At 61.6% G+C, this 21,828-nt stretch carries 17 protein-coding genes and 1 riboswitch; of the genes, 16 read left to right on the forward strand and 1 reads right to left on the reverse strand.

Features of this window, described 5'->3' with window-relative positions:
- Positions 1–106 precede the first annotated feature (106 nt).
- The 13 genes from acs to astE all read left to right on the forward strand — a co-directional run bounded on the left by acs (position 107) and on the right by astE (position 15,561).
- Positions 107–2,062 (forward strand): acetate--CoA ligase, encoded by a 1,956-nt coding sequence (gene acs, locus BLP82_RS16045; protein WP_092169829.1) that lies wholly within the window; start codon positions 107–109, stop codon positions 2,060–2,062.
- A gap of 1,002 nt (positions 2,063–3,064) precedes the next feature.
- Positions 3,065–3,838, forward strand: a complete 774-nt coding sequence (locus BLP82_RS16050; protein ID WP_072408612.1) for an ABC transporter substrate-binding protein — start codon at positions 3,065–3,067, stop codon at positions 3,836–3,838.
- A gap of 90 nt (positions 3,839–3,928) precedes the next feature.
- The gene (locus BLP82_RS16055; protein WP_014339811.1) at positions 3,929–4,618 is read left to right on the forward strand and encodes an ABC transporter permease; all 690 of its coding nucleotides are present in this window, start codon (positions 3,929–3,931) and stop codon (positions 4,616–4,618) included.
- On the forward strand, positions 4,615–5,313 hold the full coding sequence (locus BLP82_RS16060; protein ID WP_092169833.1) for an ABC transporter permease: 699 nt from the start codon (positions 4,615–4,617) through the stop codon (positions 5,311–5,313). The genes BLP82_RS16055 and BLP82_RS16060 overlap by 4 nt, the downstream gene beginning before the upstream one ends.
- A 56-nt stretch (positions 5,314–5,369) precedes the next feature.
- Positions 5,370–6,134 (forward strand): ABC transporter ATP-binding protein, encoded by a 765-nt coding sequence (locus tag BLP82_RS16065; RefSeq protein WP_053124413.1) that lies wholly within the window; start codon positions 5,370–5,372, stop codon positions 6,132–6,134.
- Positions 6,135–6,247: 113 nt separating this feature from the next.
- Complete coding sequence (locus BLP82_RS16070; protein ID WP_060741007.1) at positions 6,248–7,228, forward strand: GlxA family transcriptional regulator; 981 nt, start codon at positions 6,248–6,250, stop codon at positions 7,226–7,228.
- Between the two features lie 497 nt (positions 7,229–7,725).
- Complete coding sequence (locus BLP82_RS16075) at positions 7,726–8,946, forward strand: aspartate aminotransferase family protein (protein ID WP_072346413.1); 1,221 nt, start codon at positions 7,726–7,728, stop codon at positions 8,944–8,946.
- Positions 8,947–9,151: 205 nt separating this feature from the next.
- Positions 9,152–10,171, forward strand: a complete 1,020-nt coding sequence (aruF, locus tag BLP82_RS16080; RefSeq protein ID WP_092169837.1) for an arginine/ornithine succinyltransferase subunit alpha — start codon at positions 9,152–9,154, stop codon at positions 10,169–10,171.
- Between the two features lie 43 nt (positions 10,172–10,214).
- Positions 10,215–11,240: an arginine N-succinyltransferase gene (gene astA / locus BLP82_RS16085; protein WP_092169841.1), complete on the forward strand. Its 1,026-nt coding sequence runs from the start codon at positions 10,215–10,217 to the stop codon at positions 11,238–11,240.
- Positions 11,237–12,706 (forward strand): succinylglutamate-semialdehyde dehydrogenase, encoded by a 1,470-nt coding sequence (gene astD, locus BLP82_RS16090; protein WP_170842325.1) that lies wholly within the window; start codon positions 11,237–11,239, stop codon positions 12,704–12,706. The genes astA and astD overlap by 4 nt, the downstream gene beginning before the upstream one ends.
- Positions 12,707–12,837: 131 nt before the next feature.
- A complete protein-coding gene (astB, locus tag BLP82_RS16095; protein ID WP_092169850.1) occupies positions 12,838–14,184 on the forward strand; it encodes an N-succinylarginine dihydrolase in 1,347 nt (448 codons plus the stop codon).
- A gap of 69 nt (positions 14,185–14,253) precedes the next feature.
- The gene (locus BLP82_RS16100; protein ID WP_003178862.1) at positions 14,254–14,541 is read left to right on the forward strand and encodes a hypothetical protein; all 288 of its coding nucleotides are present in this window, start codon (positions 14,254–14,256) and stop codon (positions 14,539–14,541) included.
- 12 nt (positions 14,542–14,553) lie between these two features.
- On the forward strand, positions 14,554–15,561 hold the full coding sequence (gene astE / locus BLP82_RS16105) for a succinylglutamate desuccinylase (RefSeq protein ID WP_092169853.1): 1,008 nt from the start codon (positions 14,554–14,556) through the stop codon (positions 15,559–15,561).
- Positions 15,562–15,683: 122 nt separating this feature from the next.
- On the opposite strand, the gene BLP82_RS16110 is transcribed toward astE, so the two are convergent.
- Positions 15,684–16,193 carry a 6,7-dimethyl-8-ribityllumazine synthase gene (locus BLP82_RS16110; RefSeq protein ID WP_092169856.1) on the reverse strand — a complete coding sequence of 170 codons (510 nt, stop codon included), beginning with the start codon at positions 16,191–16,193 and terminating at the stop codon, positions 15,684–15,686.
- A 100-nt stretch (positions 16,194–16,293) separates the two neighbouring features.
- A riboswitch (FMN riboswitch) is annotated at positions 16,294–16,462 on the reverse strand.
- A 252-nt stretch (positions 16,463–16,714) separates the two neighbouring features.
- On the opposite strand from BLP82_RS16110, the gene ltaE reads away from it, so the two are divergent.
- The 3 genes from ltaE to BLP82_RS16125 all read left to right on the forward strand — a co-directional run bounded on the left by ltaE (position 16,715) and on the right by BLP82_RS16125 (position 21,821).
- Positions 16,715–17,719 carry a low-specificity L-threonine aldolase gene (gene ltaE, locus BLP82_RS16115; protein WP_092169860.1) on the forward strand — a complete coding sequence of 335 codons (1,005 nt, stop codon included), beginning with the start codon at positions 16,715–16,717 and terminating at the stop codon, positions 17,717–17,719.
- Positions 17,720–17,865: 146 nt separating this feature from the next.
- Positions 17,866–20,487, forward strand: coding sequence for an alanine--tRNA ligase (gene alaS / locus BLP82_RS16120; protein WP_092169864.1), 2,622 nt, complete (start codon positions 17,866–17,868; stop codon positions 20,485–20,487).
- A gap of 92 nt (positions 20,488–20,579) precedes the next feature.
- Positions 20,580–21,821 carry an aspartate kinase gene (locus BLP82_RS16125; protein WP_060741016.1) on the forward strand — a complete coding sequence of 414 codons (1,242 nt, stop codon included), beginning with the start codon at positions 20,580–20,582 and terminating at the stop codon, positions 21,819–21,821.
- Positions 21,822–21,828: the final 7 nt, after the last annotated feature.

The raw sequence follows: 21,828 nt of genomic DNA on the forward strand, positions 1-21,828 counted from the left end.
CGACATTTTGTAGGGACTTGTTACTACCATCGTCGAATGGTTCTATAGGCCCGCCCCGGGCTACAACGGGACCATACAAAAACAACTATTCACCGAGGTAAGAAAGATGAGTGCGGCTTCTGTGTATCCCGTTCGTCCCGAGGTTGCGGCCAATACGCTGACTGACGAGGCGACCTACAAGGCCATGTACCAGCAGTCGGTCGTCAACCCGGACGGCTTCTGGCGCGAGCAGGCCAAGCGCCTCGATTGGATCAAGCCTTTCACCACGGTGAAGCAGACCTCCTTCGACGATCACCATGTCGATATCAAGTGGTTCGCCGACGGCACCTTGAACGTGTCCTACAACTGCCTCGACCGTCACCTGGCCGAGCGCGGCGATCAAATTGCGATTATCTGGGAGGGTGATGACCCGTCCGAGAGCCGCAACATCACCTATCGCGAACTGCACGAAGAAGTCTGCAGGTTCGCCAACGCCCTGCGTGGCCAGGACGTGCATCGTGGCGACGTGGTGACCATCTACATGCCGATGATCCCTGAGGCTGTGGTCGCGATGCTTGCCTGCGCCCGGATCGGTGCGATTCACTCGGTGGTGTTCGGCGGTTTCTCCCCTGAGGCGCTGGCCGGCCGGATCATCGATTGCAAATCCAAAGTGGTGATCACCGCCGACGAAGGCGTTCGCGCCGGCAAGAAGATCCCGCTCAAGGCCAACGTCGATGATGCGTTGACCAACCCGGAAACCAGCAGCATCCAGAAAGTCATCGTGTGCAAGCGCACCGGTGGTGGCATCAAGTGGAACCAGCACCGCGACATCTGGTACGAAGACCTGATGAAAGTGGCCGGCACCGTTTGCGCACCGAAGGAAATGGGCGCCGAGGAAGCGCTGTTCATCCTCTACACCTCCGGTTCCACCGGCAAGCCCAAGGGCGTGCAGCACACCACCGCAGGCTACCTGTTGTATGCAGCGTTGACCCATGAGCGCGTGTTCGACTACAAGCCAGGCGAGGTCTACTGGTGCACCGCCGACGTGGGTTGGGTCACCGGCCACAGCTATATCGTCTACGGCCCGCTGGCCAACGGTGCGACCACGCTGCTGTTCGAAGGCGTGCCGAACTACCCGGACATCACCCGGGTGGCCAAGGTCATCGACAAGCACAAGGTCAATATCCTCTACACCGCGCCAACCGCCATCCGCGCGATGATGGCCTCGGGCACCGCCGCCGTCGAAGGCGCCGATGGCAGCAGCCTGCGCCTGTTGGGTTCGGTGGGCGAGCCGATCAACCCGGAAGCCTGGGACTGGTACTACAAGAATGTCGGCAAGGAACGTTGCCCGATCGTCGACACCTGGTGGCAGACCGAGACCGGTGGCGTGCTGATCAGCCCATTGCCAGGCGCCACGGCGTTGAAGCCGGGTTCGGCTACTCGCCCGTTCTTTGGTGTGGTGCCGGCGCTGGTGGACAACCTCGGCAACCTGATCGAAGGCGCCGCCGAAGGCAACCTGGTGATCCTCGATTCGTGGCCAGGCCAGGCGCGTACGCTGTACGGCGATCATGACCGCTTTGTCGACACCTACTTCAAGACCTTCAGTGGCATGTACTTCACCGGTGACGGCGCCCGTCGCGACGAGGATGGTTACTACTGGATCACCGGTCGAGTGGATGACGTGCTCAACGTGTCCGGCCACCGCATGGGTACGGCCGAGATCGAGAGCGCCATGGTCGCCCACCCGAAAGTCGCCGAAGCGGCGGTGGTGGGTGTGCCGCACGACATCAAGGGGCAGGGCATCTATGTCTACGTCACCCTCAATGCCGGCGAAGAAACCAGCGAGGCCCTGCGCCTGGAACTGAAGAACTGGGTGCGCAAGGAGATCGGTCCGATTGCGTCGCCGGATGTGATCCAGTGGGCACCAGGGCTGCCGAAGACCCGTTCCGGCAAGATCATGCGCCGCATCCTGCGCAAGATCGCCACGGCGGAGTACGACGGGTTGGGTGATATCTCCACCCTGGCCGACCCGGGTGTGGTGGCGCACTTGATCGAGACACACAAGACCATGAACGTTGCCTGACGGCGGTTTGTGACCTCAAGAAGCCCCGCCTGGCATTTGCCTGGCGGGGCTTTTTTGTGCGCGTCATATAGCCCTTGTGGTGAGGGGATTTATCCCCGCTGGGCTGCGAAGCAGCCCCAAGATCCTCAACTCATTCTTCCTGATACACCGAGTTGCCTGGTTTTAGGGGCTGCTTCGCAGCCCAACGGGGATAAATCCCCTCGCCACAGGTTGGGGGGGCGAAAGGCCGCGGTGCCTGGCTTGGGGCTGCTTTGCAGCCCAACGGGGATAAATCCCCTCGCCACAGGTTGGGTGTTCGAAAGGCCGGGGTGCCTGGTTTTAGGGCTGCTTCGCAGCCCAGCGGGGATAAATCCCCTCGCCACAGGTTGGGTGTTCGAAAGACCGGGGTGCCTGGCTTTGGGGCTGCTTCGCAGCCCAGCGGGGATAAATCCCCTCGCCACAGGTTGGGGGTTCGAAAGGCCGCGGTGCCTGGCTTGGGGCTGCTTCGCAGCCCAGCGGGAGCAAGCTCCCTCGCCACGGGTTCGGCGAATGAATAAATATCGGCGTTTGAAGTGGGAGGTGTCTGAACGTTACCGGTGTTTCGAAATGTGTAACCAAAGGCGCCACAACGGGGCGATGTGAAACGCGAAGCCCCGGCATAGGGCGGCTTCGGGCGTTCTGGAAAATAAGCCGACACGCTGTGCTTGCCGGATTAGAAGGGTTTGCGAATAATGGGCCCGCTATTTGCAGCATAGATCGGTTTCCCTTCTTTTGCTCTTGCATGAATTTGCGGGGCTGTCAATATGCTCGAACCGCTTTCTCGGTGCTTCTGTAATTTGTTGTCGCATTGAAGAAATATCGGCTTCGGGCCTGTCGTTAGAATGCCGATCACTCGCTCGTCGTGGCTCGCGTCGAATAAACCGTGAGCTTCCCAGGACGCAGCACCCACGTTCGTTCCACCCATTCGCATATTGGGCTGTTGCTCACTCTGCCGTTTTTGCCCTTTACCGATGGAGTCCCAAGATGAAGAAACTTGTGCTGCTTGGCGCCCTGGCACTGTCCGTGCTGTCCCTGCCGACCTTCGCTGATGAGAAACCCCTGAAGATTGGTATCGAAGCGGCTTACCCTCCGTTCGCCTCGAAAGCCCCGGATGGCAGCATCGTCGGTTTCGACTACGACATCGGCAATGCGCTGTGCGAAGAAATGAAGGTCAAGTGCGTATGGGTCGAGCAGGAGTTCGACGGCCTGATACCGGCGCTGAAGGTGCGCAAGATCGACGCGATCCTGTCGTCCATGTCCATCACTGAAGATCGCAAGAAGTCCGTTGATTTCACCAACAAGTACTACAACACCCCGGCCCGTCTGGTGATGAAGGCCGGTACCCAGGTCAGCGACAACCTGGCCGAGCTCAAGGGCAAGAACATCGGCGTGCAGCGCGGTTCGATCCACGAGCGTTTCGCCCGTGAAGTCCTGGCCCCGCTGGGTGCCGAGATCAAGCCGTACGGTTCGCAGAACGAAATCTACCTGGACGTCGCCGCCGGCCGCCTCGACGGCACCGTGGCAGACGCTACCCTGTTGGATGACGGCTTCCTCAAGACCGATGCCGGCAAGGGCTTCGCATTCGTAGGTCCAGCCTTCACCGACGAGAAATACTTCGGCGACGGCATCGGTATCGCGGTTCGCAAGGGCGATGCGCTGAAAGACAAGATCAATGGCGCGATCACCGCCATCCGCGAGAACGGCAAATACAAGCAAATCCAGGACAAATACTTCGCCTTCGACATCTACGGCAAGTAACGACGTCCCGCCACTCGTGCGAAATGGCGCAAGCAACAGGATCTCTGCGGTTTGCGCCATTTTTTCATCCCACTTTCGAGGACCTGAATCATGTTGAAAGGCTACGGGGCTGTCATCCTCGATGGCGCATGGTTGACGCTTGAGCTCGCCTTGTCGTCCATGGCCCTGGCCATCGTCCTGGGTCTGATCGGCGTTGCGTTGCGCCTTTCTCCGGTGCGCTGGCTGGCGTGGCTGGGCGACCTGTATTCCACGGTCATTCGCGGCATTCCCGACCTGGTGCTGATCCTGCTGATTTTCTACGGCGGCCAGGACTTGCTCAATCGCGTGGCGCCGATGCTCGGCTATGACGACTACATCGACCTGAACCCCCTGGCAGCCGGTATCGGCACCCTGGGCTTCATCTTCGGTGCGTACCTGTCGGAGACCTTTCGCGGTGCATTCATGGCGATTCCCAAGGGGCAGGCCGAGGCGGGCATGGCGTACGGCATGAACGGCTTCCAGGTGTTCTTCCGGGTGCTGGTGCCGCAGATGATCCGCCTGGCGATTCCGGGCTTCACTAACAACTGGCTGGTATTGACCAAGGCCACCGCGCTGATTTCCGTGGTGGGCCTGCAAGACATGATGTTCAAGGCCAAGCAGGCGGCGGATGCTACTCGCGAGCCTTTTACCTTCTTCCTCGCAGTGGCGGCGATGTACCTGGTGATCACCAGTGTCTCGTTGCTGGCGTTGCGTCACCTTGAGAAGCGCTACTCGGTAGGCGTAAGGGCGGCTGATCTATGATCTTCGACTACAACGTCATCTATGAAGCCTTGCCGCTGTATTTCAGTGGCTTGCTGACCACCCTCAAATTGTTGGCCCTGTCGCTGTTCTTCGGCTTGCTGGCGGCGTTGCCCCTGGGGCTGATGCGGGTATCCAAGCAGCCGATCGTCAACATGGCGGCCTGGCTCTACACCTACGTGATCCGCGGCACGCCGATGCTGGTGCAGCTGTTCTTGATCTACTACGGGCTCGCGCAGTTCGCGATCGTGCGCGAAAGCTTCCTCTGGCCGTGGTTGTCCAGCGCGACGTTCTGTGCGTGCCTGGCGTTTGCCATCAACACCAGCGCCTACACCGCCGAAATCATCGCCGGCAGCCTGCGGGCCACGCCCAATGGTGAGATCGAAGCGGCCAAGGCCATGGGCATGTCGCGCTACAAGCTGTATCGCCGGATCCTGCTGCCGTCGGCCTTGCGTCGGGCGCTGCCGCAATACAGCAACGAAGTGATCATGATGTTGCAGACCACCAGCCTGGCCTCCATCGTGACCCTGATCGACATCACCGGCGCGGCGCGCACGGTGAATGCGCAGTATTACTTGCCGTTCGAGGCCTACATCACGGCTGGCGCTTTCTACCTGTGCCTGACCTTCATCCTGGTGCGCCTGTTCAAACTGGCCGAGCGCCGCTGGCTGGGTTACCTGGCCCCGCGCAAGCACTGATAACGCATCGATCCGATCGACTGCTCAACGACTGACGTTTTGTGAGAACCGACCGCATGTACAAGCTTGAAGTCCAAGACCTGCATAAACGCTATGGCAGTCACGAAGTGCTCAAGGGCGTGTCCCTGAAGGCCGCCGCTGGCGATGTGATCAGCATCATCGGCTCCAGTGGCTCCGGCAAGAGTACTTTCCTGCGTTGCATCAACCTGCTCGAGCAGCCCCATGCCGGCAAGATTCTGCTCAACAACGAAGAGCTGAAACTGGTCGCCGGCAAGGATGGCGCCATGAAGGCCGCGGACCCCAAGCAACTGCAGCGCATGCGTTCGCGGCTGTCGATGGTGTTCCAGCATTTCAACCTGTGGTCCCACATGACCGCGCTGGAAAACATCATGGAGGCGCCCGTGCACGTACTGGGCGTGGCCAAGGCTGAAGCGCGGGAGAAGGCCGAGCACTACCTGAACAAGGTCGGCGTGGCCCATCGCAAGGATGCCTACCCGGGCCACATGTCCGGCGGCGAGCAGCAGCGCGTGGCGATTGCCCGTGCGCTGGCGATGGAGCCTGAGGTGATGCTGTTCGACGAACCGACTTCGGCGCTGGATCCGGAACTGGTGGGCGACGTGCTCAAGGTGATGCAGGCCCTGGCCCTGGAAGGTCGGACCATGGTGGTGGTGACCCACGAAATGGGCTTTGCCCGCGAGGTGTCGAACCAACTGGTGTTCCTGCACAAGGGCATCGTCGAAGAAAGCGGCAACCCCCGTGAAGTGCTGGTCAATCCGCAATCGGAGCGCCTGCAACAATTTCTTTCGGGCAGCCTCAAGTAATCGCTCCCGTTTCGCACCTGTTTTGGGTCATGCTGCGCTCCGCGCGCCAGATGGTCTAATTTGGTTGCAGCCGCTTTTGGCTTTAACACTGTTTTCGCTTCGGATCGCCCGCCATGACTGCCCATCGAATTGGTTTCCTGATTTGGCCCAGCACTAAAGCCTTGACGCTGGCGCTGGCCGAGGAGGCCTTGCGTGTCGCTCAGCGGGTGCATCCGGATGTGGTCTACGAGCTGTCGTTCTTGCAGGCCGAGCCGCCGGCCGCCGGCGCCTGGCAATTGCCGGGCGAGCCTTGGGCCGGCAAGCTCGAGGGGTTCCAGAAGCTGTTCCTGCTGGCCGATGAGCCGCCGACCGCCCTGGCCTCGCCCCTGAGCAGCGCCCTCAAGCAACTGGTGCGTGCCGGTTGCGTGATCGGTGGTTTGTCGGCAGGTGTCTATCCCTTGGCCCAGTTGGGTTTGCTCGACGGTTACCGTGCCGCTGTGCATTGGCGTTGGCAGGATGACTTCTCCGAACGTTTCCCCAAGGTCATCGCCACCAGCCATCTGTTTGACTGGGATCGCGATCGCCTGAGCGCTTGCGGCGGCATGTCGGTGCTGGACCTGTTGCTGGCGGTCCTGGCCCGGGATCACGGTGCGGAACTGGCCGGCGCGGTGTCGGAAGAGTTGGTGGTCGAGCGCATTCGTGAAGGTGGCGAGCGCCAGCGCATCCCGTTGCAGAACCGCCTCGGCTCCAGCCATCCAAAGCTCACCCAGGCCGTGCTGCTGATGGAGGCCAATATCGAAGAGCCGCTGACCACCGACGAAATCGCCCAGCATGTGTGCGTGTCCCGCCGGCAACTGGAGCGGATCTTCAAGCAATACCTCAACCGCGTGCCCAGCCAGTACTACCTGGAGCTGCGCCTGAACAAGGCCCGGCAGATGTTGATGCAGACCAGCAAATCCATCATCCAGATCGGCCTGTCCTGCGGTTTCTCCTCGGGGCCGCACTTCTCCAGCGCCTACCGCAACTTCTTCGGCGCCACGCCGCGGGAAGATCGCAACCAGCGGCGCAGCAGCAGCCCGTTCGAATTGTCCTCGGTGCCTTCCGAGCGCGGCTAGGCTGGCACAACATCTGTGGCTAGGGCAGGCACGAGTCCCTGTGGCTAGGCTGGCACAACATCTGTGGTTGGGGCAGGCACGAGTCCCTGTGGCTAGGCTGGCACAACATCTGTGGTTGGGGCAGACACAACACTCTGTGGCGAGGGGATTTATCCCCGCTGGGCTGCGAAGCGGCCCCAAGACAGTCAATGCAATCTATCTGGCACACCGAGTTGCCTGGCTTTGGGGTCGCTTCGCAACCCAGCGGGGATGAATCCCCTCGCCACAGGGGGGGGCAGCAAGTAGGGGAAATGTGATTGTCGCTGCCTCAAACCTCGCGCCAACGTTTAAACTGCGCCTTTGCGACGCTATTTGTCGCATTGCCGTAAACCCGCGCAAAACGTGGGTTGGCGCTATAAGAAGTTGTCGCTTGGCGGCAAGGCCGGGCTGAAAACTGTCCTTACAATCCTTACCAAGCCCGCCAGTTCCAGGCGGGTGTTCCTCATCAGGAGACTCCGATGTCCGTTGAGCAAGCCGCGGTACAACGCGCCGATTTCGACCAGGTTATGGTTCCCAACTATGCACCTGCTGCCTTCATACCTGTGCGTGGTGCCGGTTCCCGCGTATGGGACCAATCCGGTCGTGAGTTGATCGACTTTGCTGGCGGTATTGCAGTCAACGTACTGGGCCACGCCCACCCGGCGCTGGTCGGCGCACTGACCGAACAGGCCAACAAGCTGTGGCACGTCTCCAACGTCTTCACCAATGAGCCGGCCCTGCGCCTGGCCCACAAGCTGGTCAACGCGACGTTTGCCGAGCGTGCGTTTTTCTGCAACTCCGGCGCCGAAGCCAACGAGGCCGCCTTCAAGCTGGCCCGTCGTGTTGCGTTCGATCGTTTCGGCAGCGAAAAATACGAAATCATCGCCGCGCTCAATAGCTTCCACGGTCGCACCCTGTTCACCGTCAACGTCGGCGGGCAGTCGAAGTACTCCGACGGTTTCGGGCCTAAAATTACCGGCATCACCCACGTTCCTTATAACGACCTGGCCGCATTGAAGGCCGCCATCTCGGACAAGACCTGCGCCGTGGTACTGGAGCCGATTCAGGGCGAGGGCGGCGTGCTGCCGGCCGAGCAGGCCTACCTGCAAGGCGCCCGCGACCTGTGCGATGCCCACGACGCGCTGCTGGTGTTCGACGAAGTGCAGACCGGCATGGGCCGCAGCGGTCATCTGTTCGCCTACATGCATTACGGCGTGGTCCCGGACATCCTCACCAGCGCCAAGAGCCTGGGCGGTGGTTTCCCGATTGCGGCGATGCTCACCACCGAAGCCCTGGCCAAGCACCTGGTCGTCGGCACCCATGGCACCACCTACGGCGGCAACCCGCTGGCTTGCGCGGTGGCCGAGGCGGTGATCGATGTGGTCAATACCCCTGAGGTGCTCGGTGGTGTCAAAACCAAGCACGCCAAGTTCAAGGCGCGCCTGGAGCAGATCGGCGAGAAGTACGGCCTGTTCACCCAAGTGCGTGGCCTGGGCCTGCTGATCGGCTGCGTGCTGAACGATGCCTGGAAAGGCAAGGCCAAGGACATCTTCAACGCCGCCGAACAGGAAGGCCTGATGATCCTGCAAGCCGGCCCGGACGTGATTCGTTTCGCCCCGAGCCTGGTAGTGGAAGATGCCGACATCGACGCCGGCCTGGACCGCTTCGAGCGGGCCGCGGCGAAGCTGACCCAGGCCTGATCCCTTAGGGCCGGACAGGATCCAAATGTGGGAGCGGGCTTGCCCGCGAAGGCGATCGATCAGTCAACATCTTCGTTGAAAGTGATGGCCTCTTCGCGAGCAAGCCCGCTCCCACGCTTGAACGGATGCGGTAGTCGGTCCGGTATTTTTTTCATGTATCGACCCTTATGGTCGAACCCTTTATTTCAAGTTAAGGAGTGACACCATGCTGGTGATGCGCCCCGCGCAAATGGCGGATCTGGGCGAGGTACAGCGTCTGGCTGCGGACAGTCCGATCGGTGTCACTTCCTTGCCGGATGATGTGGAGCGCCTGAGCGACAAGATCGCCGCAAGCGAAGCCTCGTTTGCCGCCGAAGTCAGCTTCAACGGTGAAGAGAGCTATTTCTTCGTCCTTGAAGACACCACGACCGGCAAACTGACGGGCTGTTCGGCCATCGTCGCGTCGGCCGGTTATTCCGAGCCGTTCTACAGCTTTCGCAACGAGACCTTCGTTCACGCCTCCCGTGAGCTGAAGATCCACAACAAGATCCACGTGCTTTCCCAATGCCACGACCTGACCGGTAACAGCCTGCTGACCAGTTTCTACGTGGTGCCGGAGCTGGTGGGCTCGCCATGGTCGGAACTCAACTCGCGGGGGCGGCTGCTGTTCGTCGCCAGTCATCCGGAGCGGTTCGCCGATTCGGTGGTGACCGAGATCGTCGGCTACAGCGATGAGAATGGCGACTCGCCGTTCTGGGACGCCATCGGTCGCAACTTCTTCGACCTCAACTACGCCGCCGCCGAGCGCCTGTGCGGGCTGAAGAGCCGTACCTTCCTCGCCGAGCTGATGCCCCATTACCCGATCTATGTGCCGCTGTTGCCGGATGCCGCCCAGGAAGCCATGGGCCAGGTGCATCCGCGGGCGCAGATCACCTTCGACATCCTGATGCGCGAGGGTTTCGAGACCGATCACTACATCGACATCTTCGACGGTGGCCCGACCCTGCATGCCCGCGTCTCGGGCATCCGCTCGATCGCCCAGAGCCGCGTGGTGCCGGTCAAGATCGGCGAGCCGGTCAAGGGCGCCGGCCGCCAATACCTGGTGGCCAATGCCCAGTTGCAGGATTACCGCGCCGTGCTGCTCGAACTCGACTACGCGCCGGGCAAACCGGTGACCCTGGATATGGAAGCGGCCGAAGCCTTGGGCGTTGGCGAAGGCGCCAGCGTGCGCCTGGTGGCGGTTTAATGAGTTTCGCGGGTGGCGCAAGCGGCCCGTTTGAGGAGATAGCATGATCGTTCGTCCCGTACGCAGCAGCGATTTACCCGCTCTGATCGCCCTGGCCCGCAGCACGGGCACCGGCCTGACCACCTTGCCGGCCAACGAAGAGCGCCTGGCCCATCGGGTTGGTTGGGCCGAGAAGACCTTTAGCGGCGAAGCCGGGCGCGGTGATGCGGACTACCTGTTCGTGCTCGAAGACGACGATGGTCGGGTGGTGGGCATTTCCGCCATCGCCGGTGCCGTGGGGCTGCGTGAGCCCTGGTACAACTTTCGGGTCGGCCTGACGGTCAGCGCTTCCCAGGAATTGAACATCTATCGGGAAATCCCGACCCTGTTCCTGGCCAATGACCTGACCGGCAATTCCGAGCTGTGCTCGCTGTTCCTCCACGCCGACTACCGCAGTGGCCTCAATGGCCGGATGCTGGCCAAGGCGCGGCTGTTGTTCATCGCCGAGTTCCCGCAGTTGTTCGGCAACAAGATCATTGCCGAGATGCGCGGCATGTCCGACGACAACGGACGTTCGCCGTTCTGGGAAAGCCTGGGCCGGCATTTCTTCAAAATGGAGTTCAGCCAGGCCGATTACCTTACCGGCGTGGGCAACAAGGCGTTCATCGCTGAACTGATGCCCAAATTCCCGCTGTACACCTGTTTCCTGTCCGAAGATGCCCGGGCCGTGATTGGCCAGGTTCATCCGGACACTGAACCGGCCTTGTCGATGCTCAAGAGCGAAGGTTTCAGCTATCAGGGTTACGTCGACATCTTCGACGCCGGCCCGGCGGTGGAGTGCGAAACCGGCAAGATCCGCGCGATTCGCGACAGCCAGGCGCTGGTGCTGGCCATTGGCACGCCGGGCGATGACGCCACGCCGTTCCTCATCCATAACCGCAAGCGCGAAGACTGCCGCATCACCGCTGCACCGGCGCGTTTCGCCGCAGGCACTCTGGTGGTCGATCCGCTGACCGCCAAACGTCTTCAACTCAATGCCGGCGATCAGGTGCGTGCCGTTGCGTTGTCCGCTGCCCGGGAGTCGAAATGATGAAGTCGTTGTACATCGCAGGTAGCTGGCTGGAAGGCCAGGGCGACCTCTTTGAGTCGTTGAACCCAGTGACCCAGCAAGTATTGTGGTCGGGCAACGGTGCCACGGCGGCGCAAGTGGAATCGGCGGTGCAGGCCGCGCGCCAGGCGTTCCCGGACTGGGCACGGCGCTCGCTGGATGAACGCCTCCAGGTGCTGGAAGCTTTTGCCGCGGCCCTGAAAAGCCACGCTGACGAACTGGCCCAGTGCATCGGTGAAGAAACCGGCAAGCCGTTGTGGGAAGCGGCGACCGAAGTGACCAGCATGGTCAACAAAGTCGCCATTTCGGTGCAGAGCTACCGCGAGCGGACCGGCGAGAAGAGCGGCCCCCTGGGCGACGCCACCGCCGTGTTGCGCCACAAGCCTCACGGCGTGGTGGCGGTCTTCGGCCCCTACAACTTCCCCGGTCACTTGCCCAATGGCCACATCGTGCCAGCGCTGCTGGCCGGCAACAGCGTGTTGTTCAAGCCAAGCGAGCTGACGCCGAAAGTCGCCGAGCTGACAGTCAAGTGCTGGGTCGAGGCCGGTCTGCCGGCGGGTGTGCTGAACCTGCTGCAAGGTGCGCGGGAAACCGGTATCGCCCTGGCGGCGAACCCAGGTATCGACGGGCTGTTCTTCACCGGCTCCAGCCGCACCGGCAATCTGCTGCATCAACAATTTTCCGGGCGCCCGGACAAGATCCTTGCGCTGGAAATGGGCGGTAACAACCCGCTGGTGGTGGATGAGGTGGCGGACGTCGATGCGGCGGTCTACACCATTATCCAGTCCGCCTTCATTTCCGCCGGGCAGCGCTGCACCTGTGCGCGTCGCCTGCTGGTGCCGGAAGGCGCCTGGGGCGATGCCTTGCTGGCGCGCCTGGTGGCGGTCAGCTCGACCCTTGAAGTCGGTGCCTTCGACCAGCAACCGGCACCGTTCATGGGTTCGGTGATTTCCCTGGGCGCGGCGAAGGCGCTGATGGACGCGCAAAACCATTTGCTGGGCAAAGGCGCCGTGCCGCTGTTGGCCATGACCCAGCCGCAGCCCCAGGCGGCCTTGCTGACGCCGGGTATCCTGGATGTGACGGCCGTAGCCGAGCGTCCTGATGAAGAGCTGTTCGGGCCGTTGCTGCAAGTGATCCGCTACACGGACTTCGCCGCGGCCATCACCGAGGCCAACAATACGCAATATGGCCTGGCCGCCGGGTTGCTGTCCGATTCCCTGGCGCGTTACCAGCAATTCTGGCTGCAGAGCCGCGCCGGTATCGTCAACTGGAACAAACAGCTGACCGGTGCCGCCAGCAGCGCCCCGTTCGGCGGTGTCGGTGCCTCGGGCAACCATCGCGCCAGTGCTTATTACGCGGCCGATTATTGCGCGTACCCGGTGGCTTCCCTGGAAACGCCAAGCCTTGTCATGCCGGCTGCCCTGACCCCCGGCGTGAGAATGGTGTGAACCCCGATCGCGAGCAAGCTCGCTCCCACAGGGTCCTGCGCAATCCATGTGGGAGCGAGCTTGCTCGCGAAGGCCGCGATGCGGTTGTTATTTGATGCCTATAAAAAACAGATTCTCGTGGAGCCTCGCTGATGAAATCCTATGAAGTCAACTTTGACGGTCTAGTGGGGCCGACCCATAACTACGGCGGGCTCTCGTACGGCAACGTCGCGTCCCAGAGCAACAGCCAGCAGTCCTCCAACCCCAAGGAAGCGGCGTTGCAGGGCCTGGCGAAAATGAAAGCGCTGATGGACATGGGATTCCAGCAAGGTGTGCTGGCGCCGCAGGAGCGTCCGGACGTGGCGGCCCTGCGCCGGTTGGGCTTTGCCGGCAGCGATGCCCAGGTGATCCAGCAGGCCGCGAAAGAGGCGATGCCGTTGCTGGTCGCCAGTTGCTCGGCTTCCAGCATGTGGGTGGCCAACGCCGCCACGGTCAGCCCAAGCGCCGACACCGCCGATGGACGCGTGCATTTCACCGCCGCCAACCTGAATTGCAAATACCACCGCAGCATCGAACACCCGACCACCAGTCGTGTGTTGGGGGCGATGTTTGCCGACCAGCAGCACTTCGCCCACCACGCCGCGTTGCCGGCGGTGGCGCAGTTCGGCGATGAAGGCGCGGCCAACCACACCCGTTTCTGCCGCGCCTACGGCGAGGCCGGCGTCGAATTCTTCGTCTTCGGTCGCAGCGCCTTCGACACCCGTTATCCCGCACCGCAGAAATACCCGGCGCGCCAGACCCTGGAAGCCTCCCAGGCTGTTGCCCGCTTGCATGGGCTGAGGGAAGAGGGCGTGGTGTACGCCCAACAGAATCCGTCGGTGATCGACCAGGGTGTGTTCCACAACGATGTGATCGCGGTGGGCAATGGCGAAGTGCTGTTCTATCACGAGGACGCGTTTCTCGAGACCGACAGGATGCTGGCCGAACTGAGCGGCAAGCTCGCCAAGGTCGGTGGGAAATTTCAGTCGGTGTGCGTGCCGCGTTCGGCGGTTACAGTCGATGACGCGGTGCGTTCCTACCTGTTCAATAGCCAGTTGCTGTCGCGTCCCGACGGCTCGATGCTCTTGATCGTGCCGGAAGAATGCCGCGGCAACGAACGTGTCTGGCAATACCTGCAAGGCCTGACGGGCGCTGGCGGGGTGATTCGCGAAGTGAAGGTCTTCGACCTCAAGCAAAGCATGCAGAACGGTGGCGGCCCGGCTTGCCTGAGGTTGCGCGTGGCCCTTAATGAAACCGAGCTGGCGGCCGTCAACCCAGGGGTTATCATGACCGCGCCGCTGTACGATTCGCTGACCCAATGGGTCGAGCGCCACTACCGCGACCGCATGACCGAAAATGACCTGGCAGACCCACAGTTGCTGCTCGAATGCCGTGGGGCACTGGATGAACTGACACAAATCCTTAAACTTGGCGCGGTTTATCCTTTCCAGATCAATTGAAAGCGCGCGCGACCTGACTACAGTCAAAGCAGGGCGCGCTGCCTTATCCCCAGACGAGAACCTGAAGACATGAGCGATACCCTGCAGCTGATCCTTGAAGACACCGACGGCACCCAACTGGAAACCTCCTGCACCCGTGTCGCGGTGATGTGGCAAGGCAAGGAGTTGTGGATCCAGCAGGATGGCCGCGGTCAGTTGCTGATCGGCGTCGATGTCGAGGAAGGGGACGAGGAATACGCCAACCTGTTGTTGCGTCCATTGGCGACCAACCTGGTCAGCCTGCAACTGGAAATGGAACCGGCGGACGTCGGCGACGATGACCATGTCCATGGCCCGGATTGCGGCCACGACCACTAAGGAAACCGCGCTATGCTCGCCCTCGGCAAACTGCTTGAACTGACCCTCGCCGGCCGTGAACCGGCGGAGAAGACTCAACTGACTGTCGAAGGCGTACGGATGCGCTGGTTGAGCGAGGGCGCGCTGGAGGTCAAGCCGCCCGAAGCCCGGGATAACGGCCTGGACCTGCTGCTGTCGGCCGGTATCCACGGCAATGAAACCGCGCCGATCGAATTGCTCGACCGCCTGCTGCACGACATTGCCCGTGGCGACCTGAAACCGCGGGCACGCATTCTGTTCCTGTTCGGCAACCCCGAGGCCATCCGGCGCGGTGAGCGTTTCGTCGAACAGGACGTCAACCGGCTGTTCAATGGTCGCCATGAGCTCAGTGGCGGTGCTGAAGCGCTGCGGGCCTGCGAGCTGGAGCGGCTGGCCGCCAGTTTCTTCAGTCGGCCGGAGCGCAGTCGCTTGCATTACGACCTGCACACCGCTATCCGCGGCTCGAAAATCGAGCAGTTCGCCCTTTATCCATGGAAGGAAGGCCGCGCGCATTCACGCCGTGAGCTGGCGCGCCTGTGTGCCGCGGGCATGGAGGCGGTGTTGCTGCAGAACAAGCCGTCTATCGTCTTCAGTGCCTACACCTACGATCAGCTCGGCGCCGAGTCCTTCACCCTGGAGCTGGGAAAGGCCCGGCCATTCGGGCAGAACGACGGGGTCAACGTCAGCCTGCTGGAAACCCGCCTGCAACAGATCATCGAAGGCAACGAGCCTGATCTGGATGAAGGCCTCGACGGTCTCCAACTGTTCAGCGTGGCACGGGAAATCATCAAGCACAGCGACAGTTTCCGCCTGAACCTGCCGGCGGACATCGAGAACTTCTCCGAGCTTGAAAAAGGTTATGTGCTGGCCGAGGACATCGCCCAGACCCGCTGGGTGATCGAAGAGGAGGGCGCCCGGATCATTTTCCCGAACCCCAAGGTCAAGAATGGCTTGCGGGCCGGGATCCTGATCGTACCGGCGACTGACGAAAACCTGGCCTGAAGCCACATCTTTCAAATGTGGGAGCGGGCTTGCTCGCGAATGCGGTATGTCAGTAAAAATATTGTTTAACTGACACACCGCATTCGCGAGCAAGCCCGCTCCCACAGTTTTTTGGGTGATGTTTAGCTCGCTGCCGCCCGCTGCTCACTGCGACGCAACGCCCGGGTCTTGTGCAAGGTATCGGCGCAAGTCTTCGCCGCTTCCTGGCCCTTGTGCACGAAATGCTCGAAGAAGAATTTCTGATGTTCTTCCCCCGCATGGAAATGATGCGGCGTGAGCACCACCGAGAACACCGGCACTTCGGTTTCCAACTGCACCTGCATCAGGCCGCTGATGACCGATTGGGCGACGAACTCGTGACGGTAGATGCCCCCGTCCACCACCAGGCCGGCGGCGACGATGCCGGCGTAGCGGCCTGACTTGGCCAGCAGCTTGGCGTGCAGCGGAATCTCGAAGGCGCCGCCGACTTCGAAGAAGTCGATATCGCTTTCCTGGTAACCCTGGGTGATCATTTCGGCGACGAAGCCTTTACGGCTCTGGTCGACGATTTCCTTGTGCCAGCAAGCCTGGATGAACGCGATGCGCTCGCCCGGATGACTTTTGCTTTTGCTGTCGATTGCAGTGGGTTGCATGTTCTGGTTCCTGTTTGTGTGAAAAACAGGGCGTCATGAATCGAAGGGGATTCGAGGGTACGCCGCGCACGGACAGTCGCAGTCGGCCCTTGGGTGCCAATCCCGTTCTCTCTTCATCCGGACTATGACCGTCGGCCCCGGGATCACACCGGGTCTGCTGACCTTGCCGCTACACCCCAAAAAGCGGTGTAGCACCAAGCGCTCGCGGGCTATGCACGTTGCGTGCAATTACCGCCGGTGGGGAATTACACCCCGCCCTGAGAACGTTTTGCCGCCATGATTTTTGGCGACGCAGGATTTTTAACACATAACCTACTGTGGGAGCGAGCTTGCTCGCGATAGCGGTGGTTCAGCTTGTGTTGATGCTGGATACACTGCCGCCATCGCGGGCAAGCTCGCTCCCACAGGTGTTCTGGATAATCTTCAGGCTTTCCGTCGATCAGTCTTGATTATTCTTCACCATGCCCGCAGTAATTGCCCTTCGAAAGGGAATTCCCCCACCAGAACCCGAGGCCAGATTCATGAGTGTTATCGATCTTCGCAGCGACACGGTCACCCAACCTACCGCCGGCATGTTGGATGCCATGGCCAGCGCGCCGACCGGCGATGATGTGTATGGCGAAGACCCGACCGTCAATCGCCTCGAAGCCGAACTGGCGGCGCGCCTGGGCTTTGCCGCGGCGATGTTCGTGCCCACGGGCACGATGAGCAACCTGTTGGGGTTGATGGCCCACTGCGAGCGCGGCGATGAGTACATCGTCGGTCAGCAGGCCCACACCTACAAATACGAGGGCGGCGGTGCGGCGGTGCTCGGTTCGATCCAGCCCCAGCCCCTCGAGGTGCAGGCGGACGGTTCCCTGGACCTGGCGCACGTCGCCGCGGCGATCAAGCCCGATGATTTTCACTTTGCCCGCACCCGCCTGCTGGCCCTGGAAAACACCATGCAGGGCAAGGTGCTGCCCTTGGAATACCTGGCCCGTGCCCGGCGTTTCACCCAGGAGCATGGCCTGGCCCTGCACCTGGACGGGGCGCGGCTGTACAACGCCGCGGTCAAGCTGAATGTCGACGCCCGGCAGATCACGCAACATTTCGATTCGGTGTCGGTGTGCCTGTCCAAGGGCCTTGGCGCTCCGGTGGGCTCGGTCCTGTGCGGCAGCGTCGAGTTGATCGGCAAGGCCCGCCGCCTGCGCAAGATGGTCGGTGGCGGCATGCGCCAGGCCGGGATCCTCGCGGCGGCCGGGTTGTATGCCCTGGAACATCAGGTCCAGCGCCTGGCCGATGACCACGCCAATGCCCAGCGGCTTGCCGAGGGCTTGCGTGGGGCGGGTTACGAGGTCGAGCCGGTGCAGACCAACATGGTCTACGTACAAATGGGCGAGCGGGCCGAGGCGATCAAGGCGTTTGCCGATGAACGGGGCGTCAAGCTCAGCGCGGCGCCACGCCTGCGACTGGTGACGCACATGGACGTGAGCGCGGCGCAAATCGATCAGGTGATCGCCACTTTCGTCGAATTTTCTCGCCAATGACCCGCTAACCGGGGCAATTGACAGTTTCTATCGTATAAACACGCTGTACCCCACGCGCAGGGCCGATATAATGCGGCCCTTTGCCGTTGCTTCGTCTGTTGACGTTTTGCACAGGCCTTTGGCCGCAGCCTCCGTGGAAGAACCTAATGAAAAGCGCAGAAATCCGTGAAGCCTTCCTTCGCTTCTTCGAAGAGCAAGGCCACACCCGAGTAGCCTCCAGCTCTTTGATTCCGGGCAACGACCCGACCCTGCTGTTCACCAACGCGGGGATGAACCAGTTCAAGGACTGCTTCCTGGGCCAGGAAAAACGTGCCTACACCCGTGCGGTAAGCAGCCAGAAGTGCGTGCGTGCCGGCGGCAAGCACAACGACCTGGAAAACGTCGGCTATACCGCACGTCACCATACGTTCTTCGAAATGCTGGGTAACTTCAGCTTCGGTGACTATTTCAAGCGTGACGCCATCACCTTCGCCTGGACCTTCCTGACGTCCGACAAGTGGCTGAACCTGCCCAAGGAAAAGCTTTGGGTAACGGTCTACGCCACTGACGACGAAGCCTATGACATCTGGACCAAAGAGGTCGGTGTCCCGGCAGAGCGCATGGTGCGCATTGGCGACAACAAAGGCGCGCCTTACGCCTCCGATAACTTCTGGACCATGGGCGACACCGGTCCATGCGGCCCTTGCACCGAGATCTTCTACGATCACGGCGCCGACATCTGGGGCGGCCCACCCGGCTCGCCGGAAGAAGACGGCGACCGCTACATCGAGATCTGGAACAACGTGTTCATGCAGTTCAACCGCACCGCCGATGGCGTGTTGCATCCGCTGCCGGCGCCGTCGGTGGACACCGGCATGGGCCTGGAGCGGATCAGTGCGGTGCTGCAGCACGTTCACTCCAACTACGAAATCGACCTGTTCCAGAGTCTGCTGAGCGCGTCGGCCAAGGCCATCGGTTGCACCAACGACAACCAGGCCTCGCTGAAAGTGGTCGCCGACCACATCCGTTCCTGCGGCTTCCTGATTGCCGACGGCGTGCTGCCTTCCAACGAAGGTCGTGGTTATGTACTGCGCCGGATCATCCGTCGCGCCTGCCGTCACGGCAACAAGCTGGGCGCCAAGGGCAGCTTCTTCTATCAGATCGTCGCGGCATTGGCGGCCGAGATGGGCGACGCCTTCCCGGAGCTCAGGTCCCAGCAGGCGCATATCGAACGCGTGCTCAAGGCTGAAGAAGAGCAATTCGCCAAGACCCTGGAGCAAGGCCTGAAGATCCTCGAGCAGGACCTGGCCGAACTCAAGGGCAACGTGGTCCCGGGCGATGTGGTGTTCAAGCTGTACGACACCTATGGCTTCCCGATGGACCTGACCGGCGACATCGCCCGCGAACGCGACCTGACCCTCGACGAGGAAGGGTTCGAGCGCGAGATGGAAGCCCAGCGGGTGCGTGCGCGTTCCGCCAGCTCCTTCGGCATGGACTACAACAGCCTGGTCAAGGTAGACGTGGCCACCGAGTTCACCGGTTATGCCGGCACCACCGGCTCGGCCAAGATCGTTGCCATCTATAAGGACGGGCAATCGGTCGACATCCTGAGCGAAGGCCAGGAAGGCGTGATCGTGCTGGACAAGACCCCGTTCTACGCCGAGTCCGGCGGCCAGATCGGCGACAGCGGTTACTTGCAGGCGGGCAGCTCGCGTTTCGATGTGCGTGACACCACCAAGACCGGCGGCGCGTTCCTGCACCACGGCGTGCTGGCGTCGGGCAGCCTGATGATCGCCGCCCCGGTGGCCGCCCATGTCGACGCCGAGGTGCGCCATGCCACGTCGCTGAACCACTCCGCCACCCACTTGCTGCACGCGGCGTTGCGCCAGGTGCTGGGCGAGCACGTCCAGCAGAAGGGCTCGTTGGTGGACAGTCAGCGCCTGCGCTTTGACTTCAGCCATTTCGAAGCCATCAAGCCTGAGCAACTCAAGGCGCTGGAAGAGATCGTCAACGCCGAGATTCGCAAGAACTCCCCGGTGGAAACCGAAGAGACCGACATCGAGACCGCCAAGCGCAAGGGCGCGATGGCGTTGTTCGGCGAGAAGTACGGCGACAGCGTGCGCGTGCTGAGCATGGGCGACTTCTCCGTTGAACTGTGCGGTGGCATCCACGCCAACCGGACCGGCGACATCGGCCTGATGAAGATCATCAGCGAAGGTGGCGTGGCATCCGGTGTGCGCCGGATCGAAGCGGTCACCGGCGCCGCGGCCCTGGCGTACCTCAACGCGGCCGAAGAACAACTCAAGGAAGCGGCAACCCTGATCAAGGGCAGTCGCGACAACCTGATCGACAAGCTGTCGGCTGTGCTGGAGCGCAACCGCCTGCTGGAGAAGCAACTCGAGCAGTTGCAGGCCAAGGCCGCCAGCGCCGCGGGCGACGATCTGTCGGCCCAGGCGGTGGACGTCAAGGGCGTGAAGGTGCTAGCCGTGCGTCTGGACGGCCAGGATGGCAAGGCGCTGCTGGCGCTGGTCGATCAACTGAAAAACAAACTCGGCCGCGCAGTGATCCTGCTCGGCAGTGTCCATGAGGAAAAGGTCGTTCTCGTCGCAGGCGTGACCAAAGACCTGACTGGCCAACTCAAGGCCGGTGATTTGATGAAGCAGGCCGCTGCGGCAGTGGGCGGCAAGGGCGGTGGTCGTCCGGACATGGCGCAAGGCGGTGGTACCGACGTCGGCGCCCTGGACGCGGCACTGGCCCAGACCGTTGCATTCGTAGAGCAGGGTATTTAAGGCAGCGTCGCCGGGCTCGTGGTCTAGTGACGAGCCCGGCCGCTGTTTGAGTGATTTATTGGGCGCCCTTCATGGGCAGAGGCGGCTTTGAAATGGCTTTGATCGTACAGAAATTTGGAGGCACCTCGGTCGGCACTGTCGAGAGAATCGAACAAGTCGCCGACAAGGTTAAGAAATTCCGTGAAGCGGGCGATGACCTGGTGGTTGTGCTGTCGGCAATGAGCGGCGAGACCAACCGTCTGATCGATCTGGCCAAGCAAATCAGCGGCGACCAGCAACCGGTTCCCCGTGAACTGGACGTGATCGTTTCCACTGGCGAGCAGGTGACCATTGCCTTGCTGGCCATGGCGCTGATCAAGCGTGGCGTGCCGGCGGTGTCCTACACCGGCAACCAGGTGCGTATCCTGACCGACAGCGCGCACAACAAAGCGCGTATCCTGCAGATCGACGACCAGAAGATTCGCGGCGACCTGAAGGCTGGCCGTGTCGTGGTTGTCGCCGGTTTCCAGGGCGTGGACGAGCAGGGCAATATCACCACCCTCGGCCGTGGCGGTTCCGACACCACGGGCGTAGCACTGGCGGCGGCTCTCAAGGCTGACGAATGCCAGATCTACACCGATGTGGACGGTGTCTACACCACCGACCCACGGGTGGTACCTGTGGCCCAGCGCCTGGACAAGATCACGTTCGAAGAAATGCTGGAAATGGCCAGTCTCGGCTCGAAGGTGTTGCAGATCCGGGCGGTCGAATTCGCCGGCAAGTACAACGTTCCGCTGCGCGTTCTGCACAGCTTCAAAGAGGGTCCGGGCACCCTCATTACTATTGATGAAGAGGAATCCATGGAACAGCCGATCATTTCCGGCATCGCTTTCAACCGCGATGAGGCCAAGCTGACCATCCGTGGCGTGCCAGACACCCCCGGCGTGGCGTTCAAGATTCTCGGCCCGATCAGTGCCGCGAACATCGAAGTCGACATGATCGTGCAGAACGTCTCGCACGATAACACCACTGACTTCACCTTCACCGTGCACCGCAACGACTACCAGTCTGCCGAAGCGATCCTGAAAAAGACCGCTGGCGAGATCGGTGCCCGGGAAGTGGTGGGCGATACCAAGATCGCCAAGGTCTCGATCGTTGGTGTCGGCATGCGTTCCCACGCAGGCGTGGCCAGCCGCATGTTCGAATCCCTGGCCAAGGAAAGCATCAACATCCAGATGATCTCTACTTCGGAAATCAAGGTTTCCGTGGTGATCGAAGAGAAGTACCTGGAGCTGGCCGTGCGCGCCCTGCACACGGCTTTCGAACTCGACGCTGCTGCCCAGCAGGGCGAGTAAAGCGTTA

It is taken from the genome of Pseudomonas sp. NFACC37-1 (genome assembly GCF_900101575.1).
GTDB lineage: Bacteria > Pseudomonadota > Gammaproteobacteria > Pseudomonadales > Pseudomonadaceae > Aquipseudomonas > Aquipseudomonas fluorescens_AA.